Origin of the sequence: Micromonospora matsumotoense (genome assembly GCF_900091525.1) — a bacterium.
Lineage (GTDB): Bacteria > Actinomycetota > Actinomycetes > Mycobacteriales > Micromonosporaceae > Micromonospora > Micromonospora matsumotoensis.
Window position 1 is genome coordinate 145,142 of the sequence record NZ_FMCU01000005.1, and the last position, 23,365, is coordinate 168,506.

General features: G+C 71.2%; 20 protein-coding genes. 18 read left to right on the forward strand and 2 right to left on the reverse strand.

The genetic code is table 11. The features are described from left to right. The first annotated feature begins 58 nt into the window (after nt 1–58). From GA0070216_RS12630 to GA0070216_RS12700, 15 genes are all read left to right on the forward strand, one after another. Entirely contained in the window at nt 59–424 is a 366-nt protein-coding gene (locus GA0070216_RS12630; protein WP_067300536.1) for an NADH-quinone oxidoreductase subunit A, read from the forward strand. 14 nt (nt 425–438) lie between these two features. Continuing rightward, nucleotides 439–1,116, forward strand: a complete 678-nt coding sequence (locus GA0070216_RS12635) for a NuoB/complex I 20 kDa subunit family protein (RefSeq protein ID WP_091244389.1) — start codon at nt 439–441, stop codon at nt 1,114–1,116. Between the two features lie 46 nt (nt 1,117–1,162). Continuing rightward, nucleotides 1,163–1,900: an NADH-quinone oxidoreductase subunit C gene (locus tag GA0070216_RS12640; RefSeq protein ID WP_091244392.1), complete on the forward strand. Its 738-nt coding sequence runs from the start codon at nt 1,163–1,165 to the stop codon at nt 1,898–1,900. Continuing rightward, nucleotides 1,897–3,222 (forward strand): NADH-quinone oxidoreductase subunit D, encoded by a 1,326-nt coding sequence (locus GA0070216_RS12645; RefSeq protein WP_091244395.1) that lies wholly within the window; start codon nt 1,897–1,899, stop codon nt 3,220–3,222. The genes GA0070216_RS12640 and GA0070216_RS12645 overlap by 4 nt, the downstream gene beginning before the upstream one ends. Next, nucleotides 3,219–4,319, forward strand: coding sequence for an NADH-quinone oxidoreductase subunit NuoE (gene nuoE / locus GA0070216_RS12650; RefSeq protein WP_091244398.1), 1,101 nt, complete (start codon nt 3,219–3,221; stop codon nt 4,317–4,319). Before GA0070216_RS12645 ends, nuoE begins: the two co-directional genes overlap by 4 nt. Beyond that, nucleotides 4,316–5,632: an NADH-quinone oxidoreductase subunit NuoF gene (nuoF, locus tag GA0070216_RS12655; protein WP_091244401.1), complete on the forward strand. Its 1,317-nt coding sequence runs from the start codon at nt 4,316–4,318 to the stop codon at nt 5,630–5,632. Before nuoE ends, nuoF begins: the two co-directional genes overlap by 4 nt. A 40-nt stretch (nt 5,633–5,672) precedes the next feature. Continuing rightward, nucleotides 5,673–8,099, forward strand: a complete 2,427-nt coding sequence (locus GA0070216_RS12660; protein WP_091244404.1) for an NADH-quinone oxidoreductase subunit G — start codon at nt 5,673–5,675, stop codon at nt 8,097–8,099. Continuing rightward, nucleotides 8,096–9,448: an NADH-quinone oxidoreductase subunit NuoH gene (gene nuoH, locus GA0070216_RS12665; RefSeq protein WP_091244407.1), complete on the forward strand. Its 1,353-nt coding sequence runs from the start codon at nt 8,096–8,098 to the stop codon at nt 9,446–9,448. The genes GA0070216_RS12660 and nuoH overlap by 4 nt, the downstream gene beginning before the upstream one ends. A gap of 1 nt (nt 9,449) precedes the next feature. Beyond that, nucleotides 9,450–10,109: an NADH-quinone oxidoreductase subunit NuoI gene (gene nuoI / locus GA0070216_RS12670; protein ID WP_091244410.1), complete on the forward strand. Its 660-nt coding sequence runs from the start codon at nt 9,450–9,452 to the stop codon at nt 10,107–10,109. After that, on the forward strand, nt 10,106–10,876 hold the full coding sequence (locus GA0070216_RS12675; RefSeq protein WP_091244413.1) for an NADH-quinone oxidoreductase subunit J: 771 nt from the start codon (nt 10,106–10,108) through the stop codon (nt 10,874–10,876). The genes nuoI and GA0070216_RS12675 overlap by 4 nt, the downstream gene beginning before the upstream one ends. A 115-nt stretch (nt 10,877–10,991) precedes the next feature. Beyond that, the gene (gene nuoK, locus GA0070216_RS12680; RefSeq protein ID WP_091244416.1) at nt 10,992–11,291 is read left to right on the forward strand and encodes an NADH-quinone oxidoreductase subunit NuoK; all 300 of its coding nucleotides are present in this window, start codon (nt 10,992–10,994) and stop codon (nt 11,289–11,291) included. Nucleotides 11,292–11,303: 12 nt separating this feature from the next. Next, complete coding sequence (gene nuoL, locus GA0070216_RS12685) at nt 11,304–13,262, forward strand: NADH-quinone oxidoreductase subunit L (protein ID WP_091244418.1); 1,959 nt, start codon at nt 11,304–11,306, stop codon at nt 13,260–13,262. Between the two features lie 64 nt (nt 13,263–13,326). Next, a complete protein-coding gene (locus GA0070216_RS12690; RefSeq protein ID WP_091244421.1) occupies nt 13,327–14,859 on the forward strand; it encodes an NADH-quinone oxidoreductase subunit M in 1,533 nt (510 codons plus the stop codon). After that, entirely contained in the window at nt 14,856–16,409 is a 1,554-nt protein-coding gene (gene nuoN / locus GA0070216_RS12695) for an NADH-quinone oxidoreductase subunit NuoN (protein WP_091244424.1), read from the forward strand. Before GA0070216_RS12690 ends, nuoN begins: the two co-directional genes overlap by 4 nt. A 92-nt stretch (nt 16,410–16,501) precedes the next feature. Continuing rightward, nucleotides 16,502–17,584: a polyprenyl synthetase family protein gene (locus GA0070216_RS12700; protein ID WP_091244427.1), complete on the forward strand. Its 1,083-nt coding sequence runs from the start codon at nt 16,502–16,504 to the stop codon at nt 17,582–17,584. Here GA0070216_RS12700 and GA0070216_RS12705 read toward each other — a convergent pair. Next, nucleotides 17,560–18,771, reverse strand: a complete 1,212-nt coding sequence (locus GA0070216_RS12705; RefSeq protein ID WP_091244430.1) for an MFS transporter — start codon at nt 18,769–18,771, stop codon at nt 17,560–17,562. The two genes, GA0070216_RS12700 and GA0070216_RS12705, sit on opposite strands and share 25 nt — an antisense overlap. Nucleotides 18,772–18,929: 158 nt before the next feature. On the opposite strand from GA0070216_RS12705, the gene GA0070216_RS12710 reads away from it, so the two are divergent. Then, a complete protein-coding gene (locus GA0070216_RS12710; RefSeq protein ID WP_091244435.1) occupies nt 18,930–19,712 on the forward strand; it encodes an IclR family transcriptional regulator in 783 nt (260 codons plus the stop codon). A gap of 88 nt (nt 19,713–19,800) precedes the next feature. On the opposite strand, the gene GA0070216_RS12715 is transcribed toward GA0070216_RS12710, so the two are convergent. After that, complete coding sequence (locus tag GA0070216_RS12715) at nt 19,801–21,927, reverse strand: PhoX family protein (RefSeq protein WP_091244439.1); 2,127 nt, start codon at nt 21,925–21,927, stop codon at nt 19,801–19,803. 236 nt (nt 21,928–22,163) lie between these two features. Here GA0070216_RS12715 and GA0070216_RS12720 point away from each other — a divergent pair, with 236 nt between their 5' ends. Beyond that, a complete protein-coding gene (locus GA0070216_RS12720) occupies nt 22,164–22,658 on the forward strand; it encodes a sigma-70 family RNA polymerase sigma factor (protein WP_245722490.1) in 495 nt (164 codons plus the stop codon). Continuing rightward, nucleotides 22,655–23,356: an anti-sigma factor family protein gene (locus tag GA0070216_RS12725; protein ID WP_091244441.1), complete on the forward strand. Its 702-nt coding sequence runs from the start codon at nt 22,655–22,657 to the stop codon at nt 23,354–23,356. Before GA0070216_RS12720 ends, GA0070216_RS12725 begins: the two co-directional genes overlap by 4 nt. The last annotated feature ends 9 nt before the right edge of the window (nt 23,357–23,365 follow it).

Here is a 23,365-nt window from a genome sequence, read left to right on the forward strand (position 1 = left end):
TGAATAGTGTGAATTTTGTCAAGCACCTGGGGCAGGGGAAGGACGAGCAGGAGAAAAGATGTCGCTCTCGCCTTACGCACCGATCATCGGGCTGTTCGCCCTCGCCGCGGCGTTCTCGCTGTTCTCCGTGGCCGCCGCCCGCTTCGCCGGTCCCCGGCGCTACAACAAGGCCAAGCTCGAGGCATACGAGTGTGGGATCGAGCCCAGCCCGCAGCCCGTGGGCGGCGGACGGTTCCCGATCAAGTTCTACCTGACGGCGATGCTCTTCATCGTCTTCGACATCGAGATCATCTTCCTCTACCCCTGGGCGGTCTCCTTCGACGCCCTGCCGATCTTCGGCTTCGTGGAGATGGTCCTGTTCATCGTCGCGGTCTTCGTCGCGTACGCCTATGTGTGGCGGCGCGGCGGGCTGGACTGGGACTGAGGGAGGAACGTCAGATGGGCATCGAGGAGAAACTCCCCGCCGGCGTCCTGCTCACCTCCGTGGAGAAGCTGGTCAACTGGTCGCGGAAGTCGTCCGTCTGGGGCGCCACCTTCGGCCTGGCCTGCTGCGCCATCGAGATGATGGCGGCCGGTGGTCCGCACTATGACATGGGCCGCTGGGGCATGGAGGTCTTCCGGGCCTCGCCGCGCCAGGCCGACCTGATGATCGTGGCCGGCCGGGTCAGCCAGAAGATGGCCCCCGTGCTGCGCCAGATCTACGACCAGATGGCCGAGCCCCGCTGGGTGCTCTCCATGGGCGTCTGCGCCAGCAGCGGCGGCATGTTCAACAACTACGCGATCGTCCAGGGCGTCGACCACATCGTCCCGGTCGACATGTACCTGCCGGGCTGCCCGCCCCGCCCCGAGATGCTCATCGACGCGATCCTCAAGCTCCGCGAGAAGATCATGTACGAGCCGCTCGGTCCGAACGGCCGCAAGATGCAGGCGGCCCGCCTGGAGCGCGGTGACGTGCCCGTGGTGCCGTACGGCTCGATGCCCTCGTCGTACCGCAACGACAAGGCCCGCCGTGCCGAGTGGACGAAGGCGGTCCGCGAGGGGCGCGAGGAGCAGCTGCGGATCGAGAACTGGATGAACGCCCAGAACCACCTCCAGACCCAGGCTGGTCCCAAGTGAACGCGGCGCAGCGCAGCCCCGCAGTGGTGAACGGAGGGCAGGCACGGTGACCGCGCCGAACGACAGGAAGAACGACGGCGGGGTGCCGGTGCCGGTCACCCCGGCCGGTGCGACCAGCGGCGCTCCCGCCGAACTGCCGCCGTCCAGCCCTGCCGGGCAGGGCATGTTCGGCATGCAGGGCAGCGGCGACGTCTCCGGCTACGGCGGCCTGGTCCGGAGACGTACCCCGATCGAGGAGGCCCCCCGACCCTACGGGGGCTACTTCGACGAGGTGCGCGACGCGCTGGAGGAGGCGTACCCGCACTTCGCCGACGCGATCGAGAAGGTCGTCGTCGACCGGGGCGAGCTGACCCTGCACGTGCGCCCGGAGCGGATCGCCGAGGTCTGCCAGGTGATGCGGGACGATCTGGCGCTGCGCTTCGAGCTGTGCTCCTCGGTGTCCGGAGTGGACTACCTCGGCGCAGACGAGCGCCGGCTGCACGTGGTCTACCTGCTCACCTCGATGACCTACCGGCGTCGGGTCCGGCTGGAGGCGGCCGTCTCCGTCGAGGACCCGCACCTGCCCAGCGTCACCGCCGTCTACCCGACGGCCGACTGGCAGGAGCGCGAGGCGTACGACATGTTCGGTGTCGTCTTCGACGGCCACCCCAACCTGACCCGGATCCTGATGCCGGACGACTGGGAGGGCCACCCGCAGCGCAAGGACTACCCGCTCGGCGGGGTCCCCGTCGAGTACAAGGGCGCGGAGATCCCGCCGCCGGACCGTAGGAGGTCGTACCAGTGACCACGTCCAACTACGCGGCCGAACGGGAGACCACCGAGGGGCGGGTCTTCACCGTCACCGGTGGGGACTGGGACCAGGTCGTCTCCGGCACCGACCCGATCAACGACGAGCGGATCGTCGTGAACATGGGCCCGCAGCACCCGTCGACGCACGGCGTGCTCCGGCTGATCCTGGAGCTGGAGGGCGAGACGGTCCGCGAGGCCCGCTCGGTCGTCGGCTACCTGCACACCGGCATCGAGAAGAACCTCGAATACCGCAACTGGGTGCAGGGCTCGACGTTCGTGACCCGGATGGATTACCTCGCCCCGATCTTCAACGAGACGGCGTACAGCCTCGCGGTGGAGAAGCTGCTCGGCATCACCGACGACATCACCGAGCGGGCCACCACGATCCGGGTCCTGATGATGGAGCTGAACCGGATCTCCTCGCACCTGGTCTGGCTGGCCACCACCGGCATGGAGCTGGGCGCGATCTCCATCATGCTGTACGGCTTCCGCGAGCGGGAGTACATCCTCGACATCTTCGAGACCATCACCGGCCTGCGGATGAACCACGCGTACGTCCGGCCGGGCGGGGTGGCACAGGACGTGCCGGACGCGGCGATCGTCAAGATCCGCGACTTCCTCACGATGATGCCGAAGAAGCTCAAGGAGTACGAGGACCTGCTCTCCGGTCAGCCGATCTGGACCGAGCGGACCCAGGGCGTCGCGGTGCTCGACGCGACCGCCTGCCTCGCGCTCGGCGTGACCGGCCCGGTGCTGCGCTCCGCCGGCCTCGGCTGGGACCTGCGCAAGACCATGCCGTACTGCGGCTACGAGAGCTACGAGTTCGACGTGCCGACCCACCCGGACGGCGACGTCTGGGGCCGCTACCTGGTCCGGCTCGCCGAGATCCGGGAGTCGCTCAAGCTGGTCGAGCAGGCGCTGGACCGGTTGCAGCCGGGCCCGGTGATGGTGGCCGACCGCAAGATCGCCTGGCCGGCGCAGCTGGCCATCGGCGTGGACGGCATGGGCAACTCGCTGGAGCACGTCGCCAAGATCATGGGTCAGTCGATGGAGTCGCTGATCCACCACTTCAAGCTGGTCACCGAGGGCTTCCGGGTCCCACCGGGCCAGGTGTACGTCGGTATCGAGTCGCCCCGGGGCGAGTTGGGCGTGCACGCGGTCTCCGACGGCGGCACCCGGCCGTACCGGGTGCACTACCGGGAGCCGAGCTTCGTCAACCTCCAGGCCCTCCCGGCGATGGCCGAGGGCGGCCTGATCGCCGATGTGATCGCCGGCGGCGCCTCGCTGGACCCCGTGATGGGTGGTTGTGACCGATGACGACGTTTACTGAAGAGACCCGGGCCCGGGCGCGGGAGATCATCGCCCGCTACCCGGCCGACCGGTCCCGCTCGGCGCTGCTGCCGCTGCTGCACCTGGTGCAGGCCGAGGAGGGTTACGTCTCCCCGGCCGGGGTGACGTTCTGTGCCGAGGTGCTGGGGCTGAACAAGGCCCAGGTCGGCGCGGTGGCCACCTTCTACACCATGTACAAGCGCCGGCCCACCGGTGACTACCTGGTCAGCGTCTGCACCAACACGATGTGCAACGTGCTCGGTGGCCAGGAGGTCTACGACACCCTGGTCGAGCACCTGGGCGTCGGGCACGACGAGACCACCGCCGACGGGAAGATCACCCTGGAGCACGCCGAGTGCCTGGCGGCCTGCGACTACGGCCCGGTGATGACCGTCAACTACGACTTCTTCGACGGCGTCGACCCGCAGGGCGCGCTCGGCGTGGTGGACGAACTGCGCGCCGGGGGCCGGCCGATGCCGACCCGGGGCGCCCGGCTCTGCACGCTCAAGGAGATGGCGGTGCAGCTCGCCGGCTTCGCCGACGAGCGTGAGGGCGCGGTCGCGGACGGCGGGCCGGGCGAGGCCACCCTGCGCGGCCTGCGCCTGGCCGAGCAGCACGGCATCGCGGCGCCGGGCTACGACCCGAAGACCCCGATCCGCAGCAAGGCCGATGCCGACCGGGCCGCCGCCGAGGCGAAGGCCGAGGCCGCCAAGGCCCCCGCGCCGGTCGAGCCCGCCCCGGCGACGAAGCCGGCACCGGTCGGTGGCAGCACCGCGCCGGACGTCAAGGCGCCGGACGCCAAGTCGCCGCAGGTGCGTACCGCCGAGACCCGGCAGCCCGACGCGGCGACCGCCGTACCGGACGCACCCGGCACCCGGGTCCCGACGGACGGCCCGCCGCCGGCCTCCCGCGACGCCCAGGCGGCGCAGGCGGCCGGGGTGGCCGCGAACCCACCCGCCGGTGACGGCAAGCCCGCCGGCGACGAGGCCGGGGCGCAGCAGCGCAACCTCAAGGAAGCCGAGGCGGAAACGGGCGCTGCCGGCGCGGGCTCCGCCGTCGCGAGCGAGACGGGGGCCCAGAAGTGACCACTCCCCGGCCGGAGACCCTGGCCAAGCTGACTCCCGTGCTGACCCGGCGCTGGATCTCGCCGGACGCCTGGCGGATCGGCACCTACGAGAAGCTCGACGGCTACGCCGCGCTGCGCAAGGCCCTCAAGGCCCACCCGGACGACCTGATCCAGCTGATCAAGGACTCCGGGCTGCGCGGCCGAGGTGGTGCGGGCTTCCCCACCGGCCTGAAGTGGGGCTTCATCCCCCAGGGCGACGGCAAGCCGCACTACCTGGTGGTCAACGCCGACGAGGGCGAGCCGGGCACCTGCAAGGACCTGCCGCTGATGACCCACGACCCGCACGCGCTGGTCGAAGGCGTCATCATCGCCTCGTACGCGATCCGGGCCAACCGGGCCTACATCTACATCCGGGGCGAGGCGGTGCACGCCGCCCGCCGGCTGCGCAACGCGGTGGCCGAGGCGCAGGCCAAGGGTTACCTCGGACGCAACATCCTCGGCACCGGGTTCGACCTGGAGTTGGTGGTCCACTCGGGCGCCGGGGCGTACATCTGCGGCGAGGAGACGGCGCTGCTCGACTCGCTGGAGGGGTTCCGGGGTCAGCCCCGGCTCCGCCCGCCGTTCCCGGCCACCCACGGCCTGTACGCCAGCCCGACGGTGGTCAACAACGTCGGCACCATCGCCAGCGTGCCCTACATCGTGCTGGGCGGCGTGGACTGGTGGAAGACCATGGGCACGGAGAAGTCGTCCGGGCCGATGATCTACTCGCTCTCCGGCCGGATCGTCAACCCGGGCCAGTTCGAGTGCGGCCTGGGCGTCACCCTGCGCGAGCTGATCGAGCTGGCCGGTGGGATGCAGCCCGGTCACCAGCTGAGGTTCTGGACGCCGGGGGGGTCGTCCACCCCGCTGCTCACCGCCGAGCACCTGGACGTGCCGCTGGACTTCGAGGGGGTGGCGGCGGCCGGCTCGATCCTGGGCACCACGGCCACCCAGATCTTCTCCGACCAGGACTGCCCGGTCTACGCGACCTACCGGTGGCTGGAGTTCTACCACCACGAGTCGTGCGGCAAGTGCACCCCGTGCCGCGAGGGCAACTACTGGATGGTCCGGGTCTACCGGCGCATCCTGGCCGGCCAGGGCACCCACGAGGACCTGGACACCCTGCTCGACACCTGCGACAACATCCTCGGCCGCTCGTTCTGCGGTCTGGGCGACGGTGCGACCAGCTCGGTGACCTCGTCGTTGCAGTACTTCAAGCAGGACTACCTCGACTACATCGAGGGGCGTACCGCGCCGAAGCTGTCGGACAAGCAGCTGGTGGGGGCGCACTGATGAACGCGAGTCCCGCAGTCGCGAATGGAAGGCGACTCTGATGACCGACGTAGCCAAGCAGACCGAGACGGTCACGCTCACCATCGACGGCGTCGAGGTCACCGCCCCCAAGGGGGCGCTGCTGATCCGGGTCGCCGAGCAGTTGGGCACCGAGATCCCCCGCTTCTGCGACCACCCGCTGCTGGCCCCGGCCGGCGCCTGCCGGCAGTGCCTGGTCGAGGTGGAGGGGCAGCGCAAGCCGGTCGCCTCCTGCACCCAGACCGTCGCCCAGGGCATGGTGGTCCGCACCCAGCTCAGCTCCCCGGTCGCCAAGAAGGCGCAGGAGGGGGTGATGGAGCTGCTGCTGCTCAACCACCCGCTGGACTGCCCGATGTGCGACAAGGGTGGTGAGTGCCCGCTGCAGAACCAGGCGATGTCCACCGGCCGCACCGACTCCCGCTTCCACGAGCACAAGCGGGAGTACGTCAAGCCGATGGAGATCAGCACCCAGGTGCTGCTGGACCGGGAGCGCTGCGTGCTCTGCCAGCGCTGCACCCGGTTCTCCGAGGAGATCGCCGGCGACAAGTTCATCGACCTGATGGGCCGGTCGTCCGCCGAAGAGATCAACATCTACCGGGACGACGCGTACGGCGCGGAGGGCGACGAGGGCGACGTCCCGTTCAACTCGTACTTCTCCGGCAACACCGTGCAGATCTGCCCGGTCGGCGCGCTCACCGGGGCGCAGTACCGGTTCCGGGCCCGCCCGTTCGACCTGGTCTCCAGCCCGAGCGTCTGCGAGCACTGCTCGGCCGGCTGCGCCCAGCGCACCGACTGGCGGCGGGGCAAGGTGCTGCGCCGGCTCGCCGGGGACGACCCGCAGGTCAACGAGGAGTGGAACTGCGACAAGGGGCGGTGGGGCTTCCAGTACACCCGCGCCTTCGACCGGTTGAGCACCCCGCTGGTCCGCGACGAGAAGTCCGGTGAGCTGCGCGAGGCGTCCTGGAGCGAGGCGCTGACCCGGGCCGCCGACGGGCTGCGGGCCGCCCGCGACGAGGGTCGCGGGACGGCGGTGCTGACCGGTGGCCGGCTGACCGTCGAGGACGCCTACGCGTACGCGAAGTTCGCCCGGGTCGCCCTGAACACCAACGACATCGACTTCCGGGCCCGGCCGGTCTCCCGCGAGGAGGCCGACTTCCTGGCCAGCACCGTCGCCGGGGTCACCGACGTGACCTACGCCGACGTGGAGAAGGCGTCCACGGTGGTGCTGGTCGGCCTGGAGCCGGAGGAGGAGTGCCCGATCCTCTTCCTGCGGCTGCGCAAGGCGTACCTGAAGAAGAAGCTGACGGTGTACGCGATCGCCCCGTTCGCCACCCGTGGCCTGGAGAAGCTCGGGGCCAAGCTGGCCCGGGTGGTGCCGGGCGAGGAGGCGAGCGTGCTCGCCGAGCACGACACGGTGGCCGAGGCGCTGAGCGCCGAGGGCGCGATCCTGTTCGTCGGTGAGCGGCTGGCCGGCGTGCCGGGTGGCCTCTCCGCCGCCGCGGACGTCGCCCGGCGTACCGGTGCGAAGCTGGCCTGGGTGCCGCGCCGCGCGGGTGACCGGGGTGCGGTCGACGCGGGCTGCCTGCCCAACCTGCTGCCCGGCGGGCGTCCGGTGACCGAGCCCTCGGCCCGTGCCGAGTTGGGTGAGGCGTGGGACATCCCGGCCGGGGTGATCCCCAGCCAGGCCGGTCGGGACACCGACCAGATCCTCGCCGCCGCCGCGAACGGCCAGCTCGGCGCCCTGGTGGTGGCCGGGGTGGACCCGGCCGACCTGGCCGACCCGCGGCTGGCCGAACAGGCCCTCGACGCGGTGCCCTTCCTGGTCAGCCTGGAGCTGCGCAACTCGGCGGTGGCCCGCCGGGCGGACGTGGTGCTCCCGGTCGCGCCGGTGGTCGAGAAGGCCGGCAGCTTCCTGGACTGGGAGGGCCGGCTGCGCACCTTCGAGGCGGTGCTGCACACCGCCGCGATGACCGACGGCCGGGTGCTGGACGCGATCGCCGCGCAGCTCGACGTGCGGCTCGGCACCGGCGACGTGTCGAGCGTGCGCCGGGAGTTGGGCGCGCTGCCGCCGACCCGGGCCGACCGGCCGGTCACCCCCTCGGTGGCCCCGGGGGCCGTGCCCCAGCCGGGCGCGGGCGAGGCGGTGCTGGCCACCTGGCACCAGCTGATCGACCTGGGCAGCCTCACCGACGGCGACGAGCACCTCGCCGGCACCGCCCGTCCGCCGGTGGTCCGGCTGGGCAAGGGCACCGCCGAGACGCTCGGCGTGGCCGACGGTGACCCGGTCACGGTGGGCACCGACCGGGGTGCGGTCACCCTGCCGGCGGCGATCACCGAGATGCCCGACGGCGTCGTCTGGCTGCCGACCAACTCGCCCGGTTCGACCGTCCGGCGCAGCCTCGGCACCGCGTCCGGCACGGTGGTCCGGATCTCCGGAGGTGCACAGTGAACACCCTCCTCCTGGCGCAGGACCCGACGCTTGCCGACTTCGGTCGGGACCCGTGGTGGCTGGTCCTCATCAAGATCGTCTTCGCCTTCGTCTTCGGTCTGCTCGCCACCCTGCTCGGCGTCTGGTTCGAGCGGCGGGTCGTCGGCTACATGCAGGTCCGGCCCGGCCCGAACCAGGTCGGCCCGTTCGGCCTGCTGCAGACCCTCGCCGACGGCCTCAAGATGGCCTTCAAGGAGGACATCCTCCCGAAGTCCGCCGACAAGGTGGTCTACTTCTTCGCGCCGGTCATCTCGGTGGTCTGTGCGGTCACCGCGCTGTCGGTGGTCCCGTTCGGCCCGATGGTGAGCATCTTCGGCCACCGGACGCCGTTGCAGGTCACCGACGTGCCGGTGGCGGTGCTGGTGCTGCTGGCCTGCTCGTCGCTGGCCGTCTACGGCATCGTGCTCGGCGGCTGGGCCTCCGGCTCGACGTACCCGCTGCTCGGCGGGCTGCGCTCCAGCGCCCAGATGATCTCCTACGAGGTCGCCATGGGGCTGAGCATCGTCGCGGTGTTCATGACCGCCGGCACCATGTCCACCAGCGGGATCGTCGCCGCCCAGGGGGACGCCACCCGGCTCACCATCGCCGGCGTCGAGATCCCGGCCCCGGGCTGGTACGCGATCCTGCTGCTGCCCAGCTTCATCATCTTCTTCATCGCCACCGTCGGGGAGACCAACCGGGCGCCGTTCGACCTGCCCGAGGCCGAGTCGGAGCTGGTCGCCGGCTTCATGACCGAGTACAGCTCGCTGAAGTTCGCGCTCTTCATGCTCTCCGAGTACGTCGCCATGGTGACCATGTCCGCGGTCACCACGACGCTCTTCCTCGGTGGTTGGCGGGCCCCCTGGCCGATCACGCTGTGGGGGGACGCCAACACCGGCTGGTGGCCGATGCTCTGGTTCTTCGGCAAGGTGCTGCTGCTGGTCTTCGTCTTCGTCTGGCTCCGGGGCACCCTGCCCCGGCTGCGCTACGACCAGTTCATGCGCTTCGGCTGGAAGGTGCTGCTCCCGATCAACCTGGTCTGGATCCTGGTCCTGGCCGGGCTGCGCTCCATCGAGGACTGGCAGTCGCGCGACCGGCTGCTCGCCACCGCCGTCGGCGCGGGTGTGCTGCTGCTGGCGACGCTGCTGTGGCCGAGCCGCAAGCCGGCCCCGAAGCCGACCCCGCAGGAACAGGCCGACAGCCGGCCGTACGGCAGCTTCCCGCTGCCCCCGCTGGATCTACAGGTACCGCCGAGCCCGCGCACCAAGCGCGTGGTCGCCGAGCGGGAGCCGGCCAACATCGCCACCGGCTCCGACTCTCAGGAGGTGTGACGTGGGCGCGATCACCGGAACGTTCAAGGGCTTCGGTGTCACCTTCTCGCACATGTTCAGGAAGGTCGTCACCACCGACTACCCGTTCAAGCCGCCGGTCTCGGCGCCGCGCTACCACGGGCGGCACATCCTCAACCGGCACCCGGACGGCCTGGAGAAGTGCATCGGCTGCGAGCTGTGCGCCTGGGCCTGCCCGGCGGACGCGATCTTCGTCGAGGGTGGCGACAACACCGACGAGCAGCGCTTCTCGCCGGGCGAGCGGTACGCCAGCGTCTACCAGATCAACTACGCCCGGTGCATCTTCTGCGGGCTCTGCATCGAGGCCTGCCCGACCCGTTCGCTGACCATGAGCAACGAGTACGAGCTGGCCCGGGACAACCGGCAGGACCTGATCTTCACCAAGGAGCAGTTGCTCGCTCCGCTGCTCGAAGGCATGGAGCAGCCGCCGCACCCGATGCGGCTCGGTGACAGCGAGAAGGACTACTACGTCGGCGCGCTGACCAACCCGGGCACCTCGGCCGGTGCCGAGCAGTCGCCGATGGGGTCCGGCGGCTACCGGGTCGAGGAGCACCCCGGGGTGACCTTCCCGGGTGCCGAGCAGGCGGCCCAACGGGCCGGCGCGGCCGACGGGTCGGCAGCGGGCAAGGGAGCCGGAGCATGAACACGTCCACGGTGCTCGCCGCGGCGGGCCAGGTGACCGGGGGTGAGGAGGTCACCTTCTGGATCCTCGCCCCGTTGGCGCTGATCGGCGCGATCGGCATGGTCTGGGCACGCAACGCCGTGCACTCGGCGCTCTTCCTGGTGCTCACCATGCTCTGCCTGGGCGTGTTCTACGTCCTGCAGGCCGGGCCGTTCATCGGCATGGTGCAGATCATCGTCTACACCGGCGCGATCATGATGCTGTTCCTGTTCGTGCTGATGCTGGTCGGTCGGGACGCCTCCGACTCGCTGATCGAGACGCTGCGCGGCCAGCGGGTCGCCGCGGTGGTGCTCGGACTCGGCTTCGCCGGGCTGGTCGGCACCGGCCTCTACCGGGCGCTGAACGGGGTCGCCGCAGTCGGTCTGGAGCAGGCCAACGCGGAGGGCAACGTGCAGGGCATCGCCCGGCTGCTCTTCACCAAGTACGTCCTCGCCTTCGAGCTGACGTCCGCGCTGCTGATCACGGCGGCGATCGGCGCGATGGTGCTGGCGCACATCGAGCGGCGCAAGGAAGACAAGATGGACCAGGTCGCCACCATGAAGGCCCGGTTCCGCCCCGGCAACTACCCGGGCCCGAAGCCCGGCCCGGGCATCTTCGCCACCTCCTCCTCGGTGGCCACCCCGGCCCGGCTGCCCGACGGCCGGCTGACCGACCGCAGCACCCCGGCGATCCTGCCGCAGCGGGAGCTGACCGCCGAGGAAACCACCCTGAAGGGGACGGAACGGTGAGCGCGAGGAGTGCAGCGAAGCGGAGCCCCGCAGTCGCGAACGGCAGCGTGGCCTCGGTGAGCGCGAGGAGTGCAGCGAAGCGGAGCCCCGCAGTCGCGAACGAAAGGCCGGTCCGGTGAGCCCTGACTACTACCTGATCCTGGCGGCGGTGCTGTTCACCATCGGCGCGGTCGGCGTGCTGGTGCGGCGCAACGCGATCGTGCTGTTCATGTGCGTCGAGCTGATGCTCAACGCGGCCAACCTGACGCTGGTCACCTTCAGCCGGATCAACGGTGACCTCAACGGACAGATCATGGCGTTCTTCGTGATGGTGGTGGCGGCGGCCGAGGTCGTGGTCGGGCTCGCGATCATCATGTCGATCTTCCGGACCCGACGCTCCGCGAGCGTCGACGACGCCAACCTGCTGAAGTACTAAAGGGGCCCTGCGGTGGATGAGATTCTGACGTACGCCCAGGCAGAGCCGGCGGGTGCCGTCACCTACGCGGCGGCGGACGGCCTGCTGAGCAGCGTCTGGCTGCTGGTGGCGATCCCGCTGGTCAGCGCGGCGATCCTGCTGCTGCTCGGCCGGCGGGCCGACCGCTGGGGACACTGGCTGGGCGTGGCCGCGATCGGTGCCGCGTTCGTGCTGGGGCTCACCTCGTTCTTCCAGCTGCGCGGGCTGGAGAACAAGTCCGTCGAGCTGAGCCTCTGGGACTTCATCACCGTCGGCAACCTGAGGGTGGACTTCGGTCTGCTCTTCGACCCGTTGGCCGCGGTCTTCGTCCTGCTGATCACCGGGGTGGGCTTCCTGATCCACCTCTACGCGGTCGAGTACATGGCGCACGACGAGGGCCGGCGACGGTTCTTCGCGTACTTCAACCTCTTCGTCGCCGCGATGCTGCTGCTGGTGCTCGGCAACAACTACGTGATGCTCTACTTCGGCTGGGAGGGCGTCGGCCTGGCGTCGTACCTGCTGATCTCCTTCTGGTACGGGCGGCCGAGCGCGGCCACCGCCGGCAAGAAGGCGTTCCTGATGAACCGGGTCGGCGACGCCGGCCTGGCGATCGGCATCTTCATCCTGTTCGCCACCCTCGGCACCACTCAGTACGACGAGGTCTTCACCGGCGTCGGCGGGCTGGCCAGCGGCACGGTGCTGGTGTTGGGCCTGCTGCTGCTGCTCGGGGCGGCCGGCAAGTCCGGTCAGTTCCCGCTCCAGGCGTGGCTGCCGGACGCGATGGAGGGCCCGACCCCGGTGTCGGCGCTCATCCACGCCGCCACCATGGTCACCGCGGGTGTCTACCTGATCGCCCGGTCCAACCCGATCTTCTCGGCCAACGAGACCCTGCAACTCGTGGTGGTCAGCGTCGGCGCGCTGACCCTGCTGATGGGCTGCATCATCGGCGCGGCCAAGGACGACATCAAGCGGGTGCTGGCCTGGTCGACCGTCAGCCAGATCGGCTACATGTTCCTCGGTGTCGGCCTCGGCGGCGCGGCGTACGCGCTGGCCATCGTGCACCTGCTGGCGCACGGCTTCTTCAAGGCCAACATGTTCCTCGGTGCCGGCTCGGTCATGCACGGCATGAACGACCAGGTGGACATCCGCCGCTTCGGCGGGCTGTCGAAGTACATGAAGGTCACCTGGATCACCTTCATGATGGGTTGGCTCGCCATCATCGGCATGTTCCCGTTCTCCGGCTTCTTCTCCAAGGAGCCGATCATCGTGGCCGCGTTCGAGCGGGAGGGCTGGACGGCCTGGCTGTTCGGCGGGGCGGCGCTGCTCGGTGCCGGGCTGACCGCCTTCTACATGACCCGGCTGTTCGTCCTCACCTTCCACGGCCCGAAGCGGTGGACCGAGGACATCGAGCACCCGCACGAGTCGCCGAAGCTGATGACCATCCCGCTGATCCTGCTGGCGGTCGGCTCGGTCGGCGCCGGCTTCCTGCTCGCCACCTCCGTACCGGACTGGCTCACCGCCACCGCCGGGCTGGGCGGCGAGCACGCCGAGCACGCCGCCGTGCTGCCGCACTGGCTGCTCACCGCGCTGTCGCTGGTGGTGACGGTGCTCGGTGCCGGGCTGGCCTGGGCGCTGTTCCGCAACGGCACGGCCACCGCGCCGCAGCCGGCCGGGGTGCTGGTCACCGCCGCCCGGCGCAACCTCTACACGGACGCCTTCAACGAGGTGGTCTTCGAGAAGCCGGGCATCTTCCTCACCCGGGCGCTGGTCTACCTGGACAACCGGGGCATCGACGGGCTGGTCAACGGCCTGGCCGCCGGGGTCGGGGGCGGTTCGGGTCGGCTCCGGCGCTGGCAGACCGGCTTCGTCCGGTCGTACGCGACCTCGATCCTGACCGGCGCGCTGCTCGTGGTGGCGGCGTTCCTGGCGGTGCAGGCGGGGTGGCTGGCGTGATCGACCTCAAGGCGACCGCCCCCGCCGGCGGACCCCGCATCCACGACGGAGGTAAGGCCGCATAATGTCCAACTTCCCGTTCCTCTCGGTGCTGACCGTGGCACCGCTGGTCGGCGCCCTGGTCGTGGCCTTCCTGCCGCGTCGCCGGCCCGACCTGGCCAAGCAGGTGGCGTTCGGCTGGTCGCTGCTGGTGCTGGCGCTGTCGGTGGTGATGTGGGTCGCGTTCCAGGCCGACGGTGACCGGCTCCAGTTCCGCGAGTCGTACCCGTGGATCCCCACCTGGGACGTCAACTTCACCTTCGCCGTCGACGGCATCGCGCTGGTCATGCTGATGCTGATCGCGGTGCTGGTGCCGTTGGTGATCCTGGCCTCCTGGCACGACGCCGACGCGTCGAAGCGGTCGGTGCCGGCCTACTTCGCCCTGCTGCTCGTCCTCGAATCCACGATGATCGGCGTCTTCGCCGCCGCCGACGTCTTCCTGTTCTATGTGTTCTTCGAGGTCATGCTGGTGCCGATGTACTTCCTGATCGGCAGCTACGGCGGCCACCAGCGGCAGTACGCGGCGGTGAAGTTCTTCCTCTACTCGCTGGTCGGCGGCCTGTTCATGCTGGCCGCGGTGATCGGCCTGTGGGTGGTCGGCGGCAAGACCTTCGACTGGCAGACGCTGACCCAGGTGGACATCTCCACCGGCACCGAGCGGTGGCTGTTCCTCGGCTTCTTCCTCGCCTTCGCGATCAAGGCGCCGTTCTTCCCGTTCCACACCTGGCTGCCGGACGCCGGTCGGGCCGCTCCGGCGGGTGCCGCCGCGCTGCTGGTCGGGGTGCTGGACAAGGTCGGCACCTTCGGCATCCTGCGCTACTGCCTGCCGCTGTTCCCCGAGGCGTCGAAGTGGTTCGCGCCGTGGGCGCTGGCGCTGGGGTTGATCGGCATCCTCTACGCCGCGTTGCTCGCCGTCGGCCAGTCGGACCTGAAGCGGCTGGTGTCCTACACCTCGATCGCGCACTTCGGGTTCATCGGGGTCGGCATCTTCGCCTTCACCACCCAGGCGGGCACCGGCGCGGTCCTCTACATGCTCAACCACGGGCTCGCCACCGGCCTGCTCTTCCTGGTCGTCGGGATGCTCATCGCCCGTCGGGGCTCGTCGCTGATCTCCGACTTCGGCGGGGCGGGCAAGCTGGTGCCGCTGCTGGCCGGGGTGCTCTTCTTCGCCGGTCTGGCCTCGCTGGCGCTGCCCGGCACCGCGCCGTTCGTCTCCGAGTTCCTGGTGCTGATCGGCACCTTCACGGTGAACAAGCCGGTCGCGGTGATCGCCACCCTGGGCATCATCCTGGCCGCCGCGTACGTGCTGTGGATGGTGCAACGCACCACCCAGGGCACGCTCAACCCGGAGTTGACCGAGGTCAAGGCGATGCACCGCGACCTCACCCTGCGCGAGAAGGCCGTGGTCGCCCCGCTGATCGCCCTGATCTTGCTGCTCGGCTTCTATCCCAAGCCGGTCACCGATGTGATCAACCCCGCCGTCCAGGCGACCATGCAGGACGTCGGCAAGACCGATCCCGCCCCTGAGGTCGGCAGCGTCCAGGAGGCTGCAAAGTGACCGAACTCAAGTTGCCGTCGATCGACTACCCGGCGATCGCCCCGATCCTGATCATGCTGGGGGTGGCCCTGCTGGGCGTCCTGGTGGAGGCGTTCGTGCCGCGCCGCCGCCGGCACCTGGTGCAGCTGACGCTGTCTCTGCTGGCGGTGCTCGCCGCCCTGGTGATGGTGGTGCTCAACGCCGACGCCCGGCTGGTCACGGCGGGCGGGGCGCTGGCCGTGGACGGTCCCACCCTGTTCCTGCAGGGCACCATCCTGGTGCTCGCCGCCATGTCGTTGTTGCTGATCGGCGAGCGGTCGGTGGAGCGCGGCGGCGCGTTCGTCGCCCAGGCGGCGGTGACCGCCGAGTCGGCCGACGACCGGCAGCAGGCCGAGGGGCGCAACGGGGCCACCGAGGTCTACCCGCTGACCAGCTTCGCGATCGGCGGCATGCTGATCTTCGTGGCGGCGAACGACCTGCTGACCATGTTCATCGCGCTGGAGGTCTTCTCCCTGCCGCTCTACCTGCTCTGCGCGCTGGCCCGTCGCCGGCGGTTGCTCAGCCAGGAAGCGGCGATGAAGTACTTCCTGCTCGGGGCGTACGCCTCGGCGTTCTTCCTGTTCGGCGTGGCCCTGGTGTACGGCTTCACCGCCGGCATCCCGGGCCGCTCGGCCGGGGTCGACTTCGCCACCGTGCACGCCGCGGTGAGCGAGTCCCCGGCCAGCGACGTCCTGCTCTACGCCGGGATGGCGCTGATCGCCATCGGCCTGCTGTTCAAGGCCGCCGCCGCCCCGTTCCACGTCTGGACCCCGGACGTATACCAGGGCGCGCCGACCCCGGTCACCGGCTTCATGGCGGCCTGCACGAAGGTGGCCGCGTTCGGTGCGCTGCTGCGGGTCTTCCACGTGGCGTTCGACCGGGCCGCCTGGGACTTCACCCCGGTCCTCGGGGTGGTGGCGGTGCTCACCATGCTGGTCGGCGCGGTGCTGGCGGTCACCCAGACCGACATCAAGCGGCTGCTGGCGTACTCGTCGATCGCCAACGCCGGTTACCTCCTGGTCGGGGTGCTCGCCCCGACCGGGGCAGGCGTCTCCGGCACGATGTTCTACCTGGCCGCGTACGGCTTCTCGGTGCTCGCCGCGTTCGCCGTGGTGACCCTGGTCCGGGACGCCGACGGGGAGGCCACCCACCTGTCCCGCTGGGCCGGGCTGGGCCGCCGCTCGCCGTTCTACGCCGGGGTCTTCACCTTCATCCTGCTGGCCTTCGCCGGCATCCCGTTGACCAGCGGCTTCATGAGCAAGTTCGCGGTCTTCGGCCCGGCGCTGGAGAGCGGGCACGCCTGGCTGGTGGTGGCCGGTGTGCTGACCAGCATGGTGCTGGCCTTCCCGTACCTGCGGGTCGTGGTGATGATGTGGCTCTCCGAGCCGGGTGAGTCCACCCCGACCGTCGCGGTGCCGGGTGGGCTGACCGCCACCGCGCTGATGATCGGGGTGGCCGCCACGCTGATCCTCGGTGTGGTGCCGGCACCCCTGCTCGACCTGGCGACGGATGCCGCAGCATTCGTCAGGTGATTCTCGTTTTCCCGGATCGTGGGGCCGGTGCGCTGAAGCGCGCCGGTCCCACGGCCGTATCCCCCGTCCGGAGCAGGTCGAACGGGTGTGGCATGGTTGATGGTGTGGTGATTCCGGCGGGGGAGCGTTCAGGCGGCGTCGGCTCCGGCGGTCGTCGGGGCCGGGCGGGCACGGGTCAGATCGGCGCGCTCGGCGTGCATCTGGCCGATCCGCGGGTCGAGGCGTCCGTGCTGGGCCTGCTGGACGACGTCGAGGTCGAGCTGCGGGCCAGCGTGGCCAGCGCCGACCCGCTCGTCACCGAGGCCGCCCGGCACCTGGTCGAGGCGGGCGGCAAGCGGTTCCGTCCGCTGCTGGTGGCCCTGGGCGCGCAGTTCGGTGACCCGGCGGGCACCCAGGTGGTGCCGGCCGCCGTGGTGATGGAGCTCACCCACCTGGCCACCCTCTACCACGACGACGTGATGGACGAGGCGGCCGTGCGGCGGGGCGCGCCGAGCGCCAACTCCCGCTGGACCAACTCGGTGGCCATCCTGGTCGGCGACTACCTCTTCGCGCGGGCCGCCGACATCGCCGCCGACCTGGGCCCGGCGGCGGTGCGTCTCCAGGCCCGCACCTTCGCCCGGCTGGTGCACGGCCAGATCGCCGAGACCGTCGGTCCCCGCGCGGAGGACCCGGTCGACCACTACCTGCGGGTGATCGCCGACAAGACGGGGTCGCTGATCGCCACCTCGGCCCGCTTCGGCGGGATGTTCGGTGGGGCGTCCGAGGCGCACACCGACGCCCTCGCCGGTTACGGGGAGACCATCGGGGTGGCCTTCCAGCTCTCCGACGACCTGCTCGACATCGCCTCCGAGTCGACCCAGTCGGGCAAGACACCCGGCACCGACCTGCGGGAGGGGGTGCCGACCCTGCCGGTGCTCTACGCGCTGGCCGGCGACGACTCCGACGCGGCCTCGGTGCGGCTGCGGGAGATCCTGGCCACCGGCCCGCTCGTCGACGACGCGCTGCACGCCGAGGCGCTCGGCCTGCTGCGGGAGTCCCCCGCGCTCAAGCGGGCCCGGGAGACCGTCCGCAGCTATGCCGAGGACGCCCGTGCGCAGTTGGCCCCGCTCCCGCAGATCCCGGCCCGCCGGGCGCTCGAATCCCTCTGCGACTACATCGCCGACCGCACCAGCTGATCCCGCGCCGCCCGCCGGAGCAGTCTGCTGCCGGTGAGCATGAGGACGGCGGCGAGGACCATGGCGACTGCGGCGGCCAGCCACATCGCCGGGTAGCCACGGGCACCGGCGAGCGCGCCGAGCGCGAGCGGGCCGAGACAGCCGCCGGCGTACACGCCGGTCTGGGTGATCGAGGTGGCGGCGGCCGGGGCCTGCGGGTGCAGCCGGACCACCGCGAAGTTCATCAGGCCGGGCCAGGCCCAGCCCAGCCCGAAGCCGAGCACCACCCCCACGGTCAGCGGCACCGGGCCGGCCACGGCCAGCAGTCCCAGCCCGACGGCCCCGACCACCAGCATCGCGGCGATCAGCGCGACGTGGCCGGTGTCCCGCCGGTCGGCCAGCCAGCCGACGCCGATCCGGGCGGCCACGCAGACCGCGCCGCCCAGGGTGAGCACCAGCCCGGCCGGGCCGGGGGTGAGCCCCCGGTGCACCGACGAGTCCACCACGAAGGTGCCCAGCGCATTGGCGGCCCCCGCCGCGAGGGTGGCCGCCGCCCCGACCACCACCAGCGCCGTGGTGGCCCCGCCACCGCGCTGCGCCGCGCGCTCCCGCGCCGGTCCGGCCGCCTGCGGTGGTACGGCCGGCAGCGCGGCCAGCGCGGCACCGGCCGCAGCCACGAACGCCCAGCGCCACCCGGCGGTGAGGGCGATCGCCGGCACCGCCGCCCCGGCCAGCAGCGTGGAGGCGGGGATGGCGGCCTGTTTCACCCCGAACGACAGGCCCTGCCGTCGGGCGGGCACGTGCCGGGCCAGCGCCGCGTTGCTGGCCAGTTGGCCCAACGCGTTGGCGGTGGCGCTCAGCGCGAGCAGACCGACCAGCACGGGGTACGAGCGGGCCAGCCCGGCGATGGCGAGCAGGCAGCCGGCGGCGAGTGCGATGGCGACCCGGGCCACCACGGCCGGGCCGACCCGTTCCACCAGCCGGCCGGACGGCATCGAGGCGAGCGCGCTGACGCCGAAGTAGACCGACACGGCCAGTCCCAGCCCGGCGGGGGAAAAGCCCAGGTCGTCCCCCATCTGCACGGCGAGCCCGCCGACCAGGAAGACCGGCAGGACGCTGGCGATGGTGGTCGCGACCGCTCCGGCGCCGGCCCGCAGGGGGCGTACGGTCGGCCGGCTCGGCGAGGGGCTGAGCACGGTGTCGGTCATCGTGGGCTCAACCTACGCGAGTCGACTTCCTGACAACCCCCGGCGTGTCGCCCGGGGACCCGCCGTATACCGCCTGATCTGGCATCCTCCACCCGAACGGGCGTTCCGTCCTGGCCGGGTTTTTCATATGGTGTAAGTCCCCGGCTGCGGAGGTGGTTGTGCGTGACCCCCTGGCGGAACCTTCGGACCTGATCCGGAGCGTTTCCCGCGCGCTACGCGTGCTCGAGTCGGTCGGTCGTGCCCCCAAGGGGCTGACCGTCAAGCAGATCGCCCGGCGGTGCGAGCTGACCGTCGCCACCACTTACCACCTGGTCCGCACCCTGGCCTACGAGGGTTACGTGATCCGTCGGGAGGACGGCACCTACATCGTCGGCCTGGAGATCGCCGCCCGGTACCGCGAACTGGTCACCGCGTTCCGGGGGCCGGCCGCCGTCGGGGAGTCGCTGCGGCGGGCCGCCGTCGACACCGGGTGGAGCCACTACCTGGGCCGGTTCGTCGGCGGCCAGGTGGCGGTCACCGCCGTCGCCGAGGGGGCCCGCTCGCCGTACCTGGAGGACATAGTCCCCGGCTTCGACGAGGGTGCGCACGCGACGGCCCTGGGCAAGGCGCTGCTGGCCACCCTCACCTCCGAGCAGCGCTTCCGCTACCTGCGCGAGTACGGCATGCGCCCGTTCACCACCGCCACCCTCACCAGCCCCGAGGCGTTCGAGGCGGACCTGGCCGCGGGTGACCGGCGGGGCATGCAGTTGGAGCTGGGGCAGTTCCGGCAGGGGGTGGCCTGTGCCGCCGTCCTGGTCACCCCGGACAAGGACATGGAACGGCGGGTGGTGCTGGCCTGCGCGCTGCCGGCCAGCGAGATGATGACCTCGGCCCGGGTGGTACGGGCCAAGCTGCTCACCGCCGCCCGTGCCGTTGCCGACGGCATCGCCGCCGACGTCTGACCCGCCACGGGCGAAGGCCCCCTCCCGGACCGAAGCGGGAGAGGGCCCTCGTGGCCGGTCCGGCGGCGGACCGACCCGGGGAGACGCGTCAGCTGCCGATCGGGCCGCCGTCGAGCCGCCAGGTGACCACCACGCCCGGCTTGGCGTAGTCGCCGTCCGGCCAGGTCGACGCCGGCTTCTCCACCGACGCGCCGGTGATCTCGCCGGGGTGCTGTACGGCCACGAACACCGACCGGTTGTCGCCGGTGATGAACGGCCCGCAGGTCTCCGCACCCAGCGGCACGGTGAGGAACTGCTTGAGGTGCCCCCGCTCCGGCCCCTCGACGGCGGTGGCGAAGAGGCCGTCGTTGCTGCCCAGCGCGTTGCCGTCGGTCGAGATCCAGAGGTTGCCGGTGGCGTCGAAGGCGACGTTGTCCGGGCAGGAGATCGGCGACACCTTGGTCTTGTCGTACCCGGCGAAGTAGGTCGACGGGTCGGCCGGGTCACCGGCGACGATCGGCAGCGACCAGGAGAACGACTCCGCCGTGTTGTCACCCCGGTCCTCGACCAGCTCCAGGATCTGCCCGTGCTTGTTGAGGTTGCGCGGGTTGATCTCGTCGGCCGCCGGCTTGCCGGCCTTGCCCCGGTCGGAGTTGTTGGTCAGCGCCACGTACACCTTGCCGGTGAGCAGGCTCGGCTCGACGTCCTCCGGGCGGTCCATCTTGGTCGCGCCGACCTTGTCCCCGGCGAGCCGGGTGAAGGTGAGCACGTCCGCGGCGGTCATCCCGTCGACGTACGAGCGGTTGCCGCTGACCAGTTTGATCCACCGGCCGGTGCCGTTGAACGCGCCGTCGGCGGGCAGCTTGCCCGAGCCGTCGATCTCGGCGGCGCTGGTCTGGGCGAACTGCGCCACGTAGAGGGTGCCCGACTCCAGCAGGGTCAGGTTGTTCTTGCGGGCCACCCAGGAGTCGCCCGGCAGGTACTTCTTGTCCGAGACGAACTTGTAGAGGTAGTCGAAGCGCTCGTCGTCACCCATGTACGCGACGACCCGCTTGTCCCGGGCCACGATCACGTTGGCGCCCTCGTGCTTGAACCGGCCCAGCGCGGTGTGCTTGCGCGGCCGACTCTCCGGGTCGAACGGGTCGATCTCCACGATCCACCCGAACCGGTGCGCCTCGTTCGGGTGCTTCGCCAGGTCGAACCGCTCGTCGGCCCGCTCCCACTTGCGGCTGCCGCTCGGGTAGCGGGCGGCGGTGGTGATGCCGTACCGGTCGAACCTCGGCTTCAGCTCGGCGGGCGCGGCGTCGGCGCCGACGAAGTACTGGTTGAAGTTCTCCTCGCCGGAGAGCACCGTCCCCCACGGGGTGACCCCACCCGCGCAGTTGTTCAGCGTGCCGACCACCGTGCGGCCCTTCGGGTCGGCGGCGGTCCGCAGCCAGGCCGAGCCGGCGGCCGGGCCGGTCAGCTCGAACTTCGTGCCCAGCGCGGTGACCCGCCGGTTGTACGGCCGCCGGCCCTGGCCCACCGGCCGCCACTGCCCGGTGCCGTCCACCCGCTCCAGCTCCACCACGGACATGCCGTGCGCGGCCATCGCGGTGCGGACCTGCTCGACGGTGAGGTTGTCCAGGCCGGTGAAGCCGGGGAACATCAGGTCCTCGTTGGTGTACTCGTGGTTGACCACGAGCAGCGCCCGCTTGCCCCGCCGGTCCAGCGGCAGCACCCCGACGAAGTCGTTGTTGTAACCGAACTGCTTGGCCTGGGCGGCGGCGGTCTGCCCGCGCAGGTCGAAGCGGGGCGCACCGGGCAGCACCGGGTCGCCCCAGCGGATGACCACGTGGTGGTCGTACCCGTTGGGGACGACCAGCGTGTCGAGCTGGTTCGGCGGGATCGGCTTGAAGGTCAGCGCTCCGCTGCCGACACCGCGCTGCGGTGCGGTCGGGTTGCCGACCTCCGGCACCACGGGGGTGGCCGGCGCGGCGGCGGCGGGGGCGGCCCCGGCCAGCGCGCCAACGGCGGTGCTGCCGAAGCCGAGCACCAGGGCGCCCACGGCACCCGCCCGGACCACGCCCCGGCGGGACACCTCGCCCTCGACCAGGTCACCGAAGTAGGTGTTGTCGGAGGTGTTGGGCACCGGGTGGTCGCAGGCGTTGCCGCAGCGGTACAGACAGGTCATCGCATCGCGGCTGCCGTGCCGGGTGGCACCGAGCAGCGGGAGCAGCCGAGGACGGTCGCTCATGGAAGGAGCCTCCTGGAAACAGGTCGGTGGCACGCCGTTTTCACCTGCTCGACGTGCGTACCGGGCGGACGCTGCCAGGACGGGGTGAGCGGCCACCGGACGCGGTGTGAACCGGATGTGAACAGCAGTGGCCGGTGAACCGATCAGCGTCACGGCGCGTAGTAACGGGCGGACACATCCGCCGGACTCGTCGCGCGGGAAGCGAGGGGATCACCATCAGCGACCACGACGCCCAACTGCTGCGCGCGCTGCACGACGAGCATGCCGAGGCGCTCTACACGCACGCGTTGCGGTTGGTCAACGGGGACCGCACCCGGGCCGAGGACCTGGTGCAGGAGACCCTGCTGCGGGCCTGGCGTCACCCGGAGTCGCTGGATCCACGACGCGGCTCGGTCCGCGCATGGCTCTTCACGACCGCCCGGAACCTGGCGATCGACGCCTGGCGGCGGCGGTCGACCCGGGTCGGCGAGGTGTTCACCGACGACCTGCCCGAGCCGCCGGAGACGATCGACGAGGCGGAGCGCGCGGTGGAGGCCTGGACCATCGCCGAGGCGCTGAGCCGACTCAGCCCCACCCACCGGGAGGTGCTGGTGGAGTGCTTCTACCAGGGTCGATCGGTGGCCGAGGCGGCGGCCCGGCTGGGGGTGCCGGCGGGGACGGTCAAGTCCCGTACCCACTACGCGCTGCGTTCACTGCGGCTGGCCCTGGCCGAGATGGGGGTGACCGGATGACCCGCTGCGAGTTCGCACACGACGACGGCGCGTACGTGCTGGGCGCGCTCGCTCCCGCCGACCGGGCCGCCTACGAGCGGCACCTGTCCGGCTGCGCGCCGTGCCGGGAGGCGGTGGCCGAGGTCGCCGTGCTGCCGGGCCTGCTGGGCCGGCTCGACCCGACGACGCTGGAGGAGTTCCTCCCGCCGCCGCCGGAGATCAGCCGGATGCCCGACCTGATCGCCACCGCCCGGGACCGCCGCCGTCGCGAGCGGACCCGCAACCGCCGACGGTACGCCGTGACCGCGCTCGTCGCCGCCGCGTTCGCCCTGGTGCTGGGCATCGGCGGGGCCTTCGCCCTGCGCCCGGCCGGCCCGCCCGCGCCGAGCACCCAGGCGGTGCGGATGGTGTCCATGGCACCGGTGTCGGCGAAGACCCCGGCGTTGCACGCGGAGATCGGCCTGAACGGCACCAAGTGGGGCACCGAGGTCACCATGCACTGCGGGTACGACGCGACGGCGGGCTACGGCAAGGCGAACACGTTCCGGCTGGTGGCGCGCGGCCCGGGCGACGTGACGGAGCAGATCGCCTCCTGGCTGGCCGCCCCCGGTGACGACGTGAACCTGCGTGGCGCGACCCGGTTCACCGACGCCGACCTGGTCCGCCTCGAACTCCTGCGCGCCGACGGGACCCTCGTCCTCAGCTACGACGTCCGCTGATCCCGGGCC

Bases quoted from the DNA above. Each gene is read 5' to 3' on its own strand.
- GA0070216_RS12660 (WP_091244404.1), top strand. From the start codon at position 5,673: ATGACCGACGTAGCCAAGCAGACCGAGACGGTCACGCTCACCATCGAC.
- GA0070216_RS12630 (WP_067300536.1), top strand. From the start codon at position 59: ATGTCGCTCTCGCCTTACGCACCGATCATCGGGCTGTTCGCCCTCGCC.
- GA0070216_RS12690 (WP_091244421.1), top strand. From the start codon at position 13,327: ATGTCCAACTTCCCGTTCCTCTCGGTGCTGACCGTGGCACCGCTGGTC.
- GA0070216_RS12700 (WP_091244427.1), top strand. From the start codon at position 16,502: ATGGTTGATGGTGTGGTGATTCCGGCGGGGGAGCGTTCAGGCGGCGTC.
- GA0070216_RS12635 (WP_091244389.1), top strand. From the start codon at position 439: ATGGGCATCGAGGAGAAACTCCCCGCCGGCGTCCTGCTCACCTCCGTG.
- nuoE (WP_091244398.1), top strand. From the start codon at position 3,219: ATGACGACGTTTACTGAAGAGACCCGGGCCCGGGCGCGGGAGATCATC.
- GA0070216_RS12675 (WP_091244413.1), top strand. From the start codon at position 10,106: ATGAACACGTCCACGGTGCTCGCCGCGGCGGGCCAGGTGACCGGGGGT.
- GA0070216_RS12715 (WP_091244439.1), bottom strand. From the start codon at position 21,927: ATGAGCGACCGTCCTCGGCTGCTCCCGCTGCTCGGTGCCACCCGGCAC.
- GA0070216_RS12705 (WP_091244430.1), bottom strand. From the start codon at position 18,771: ATGACCGACACCGTGCTCAGCCCCTCGCCGAGCCGGCCGACCGTACGC.
- GA0070216_RS12725 (WP_091244441.1), top strand. From the start codon at position 22,655: ATGACCCGCTGCGAGTTCGCACACGACGACGGCGCGTACGTGCTGGGC.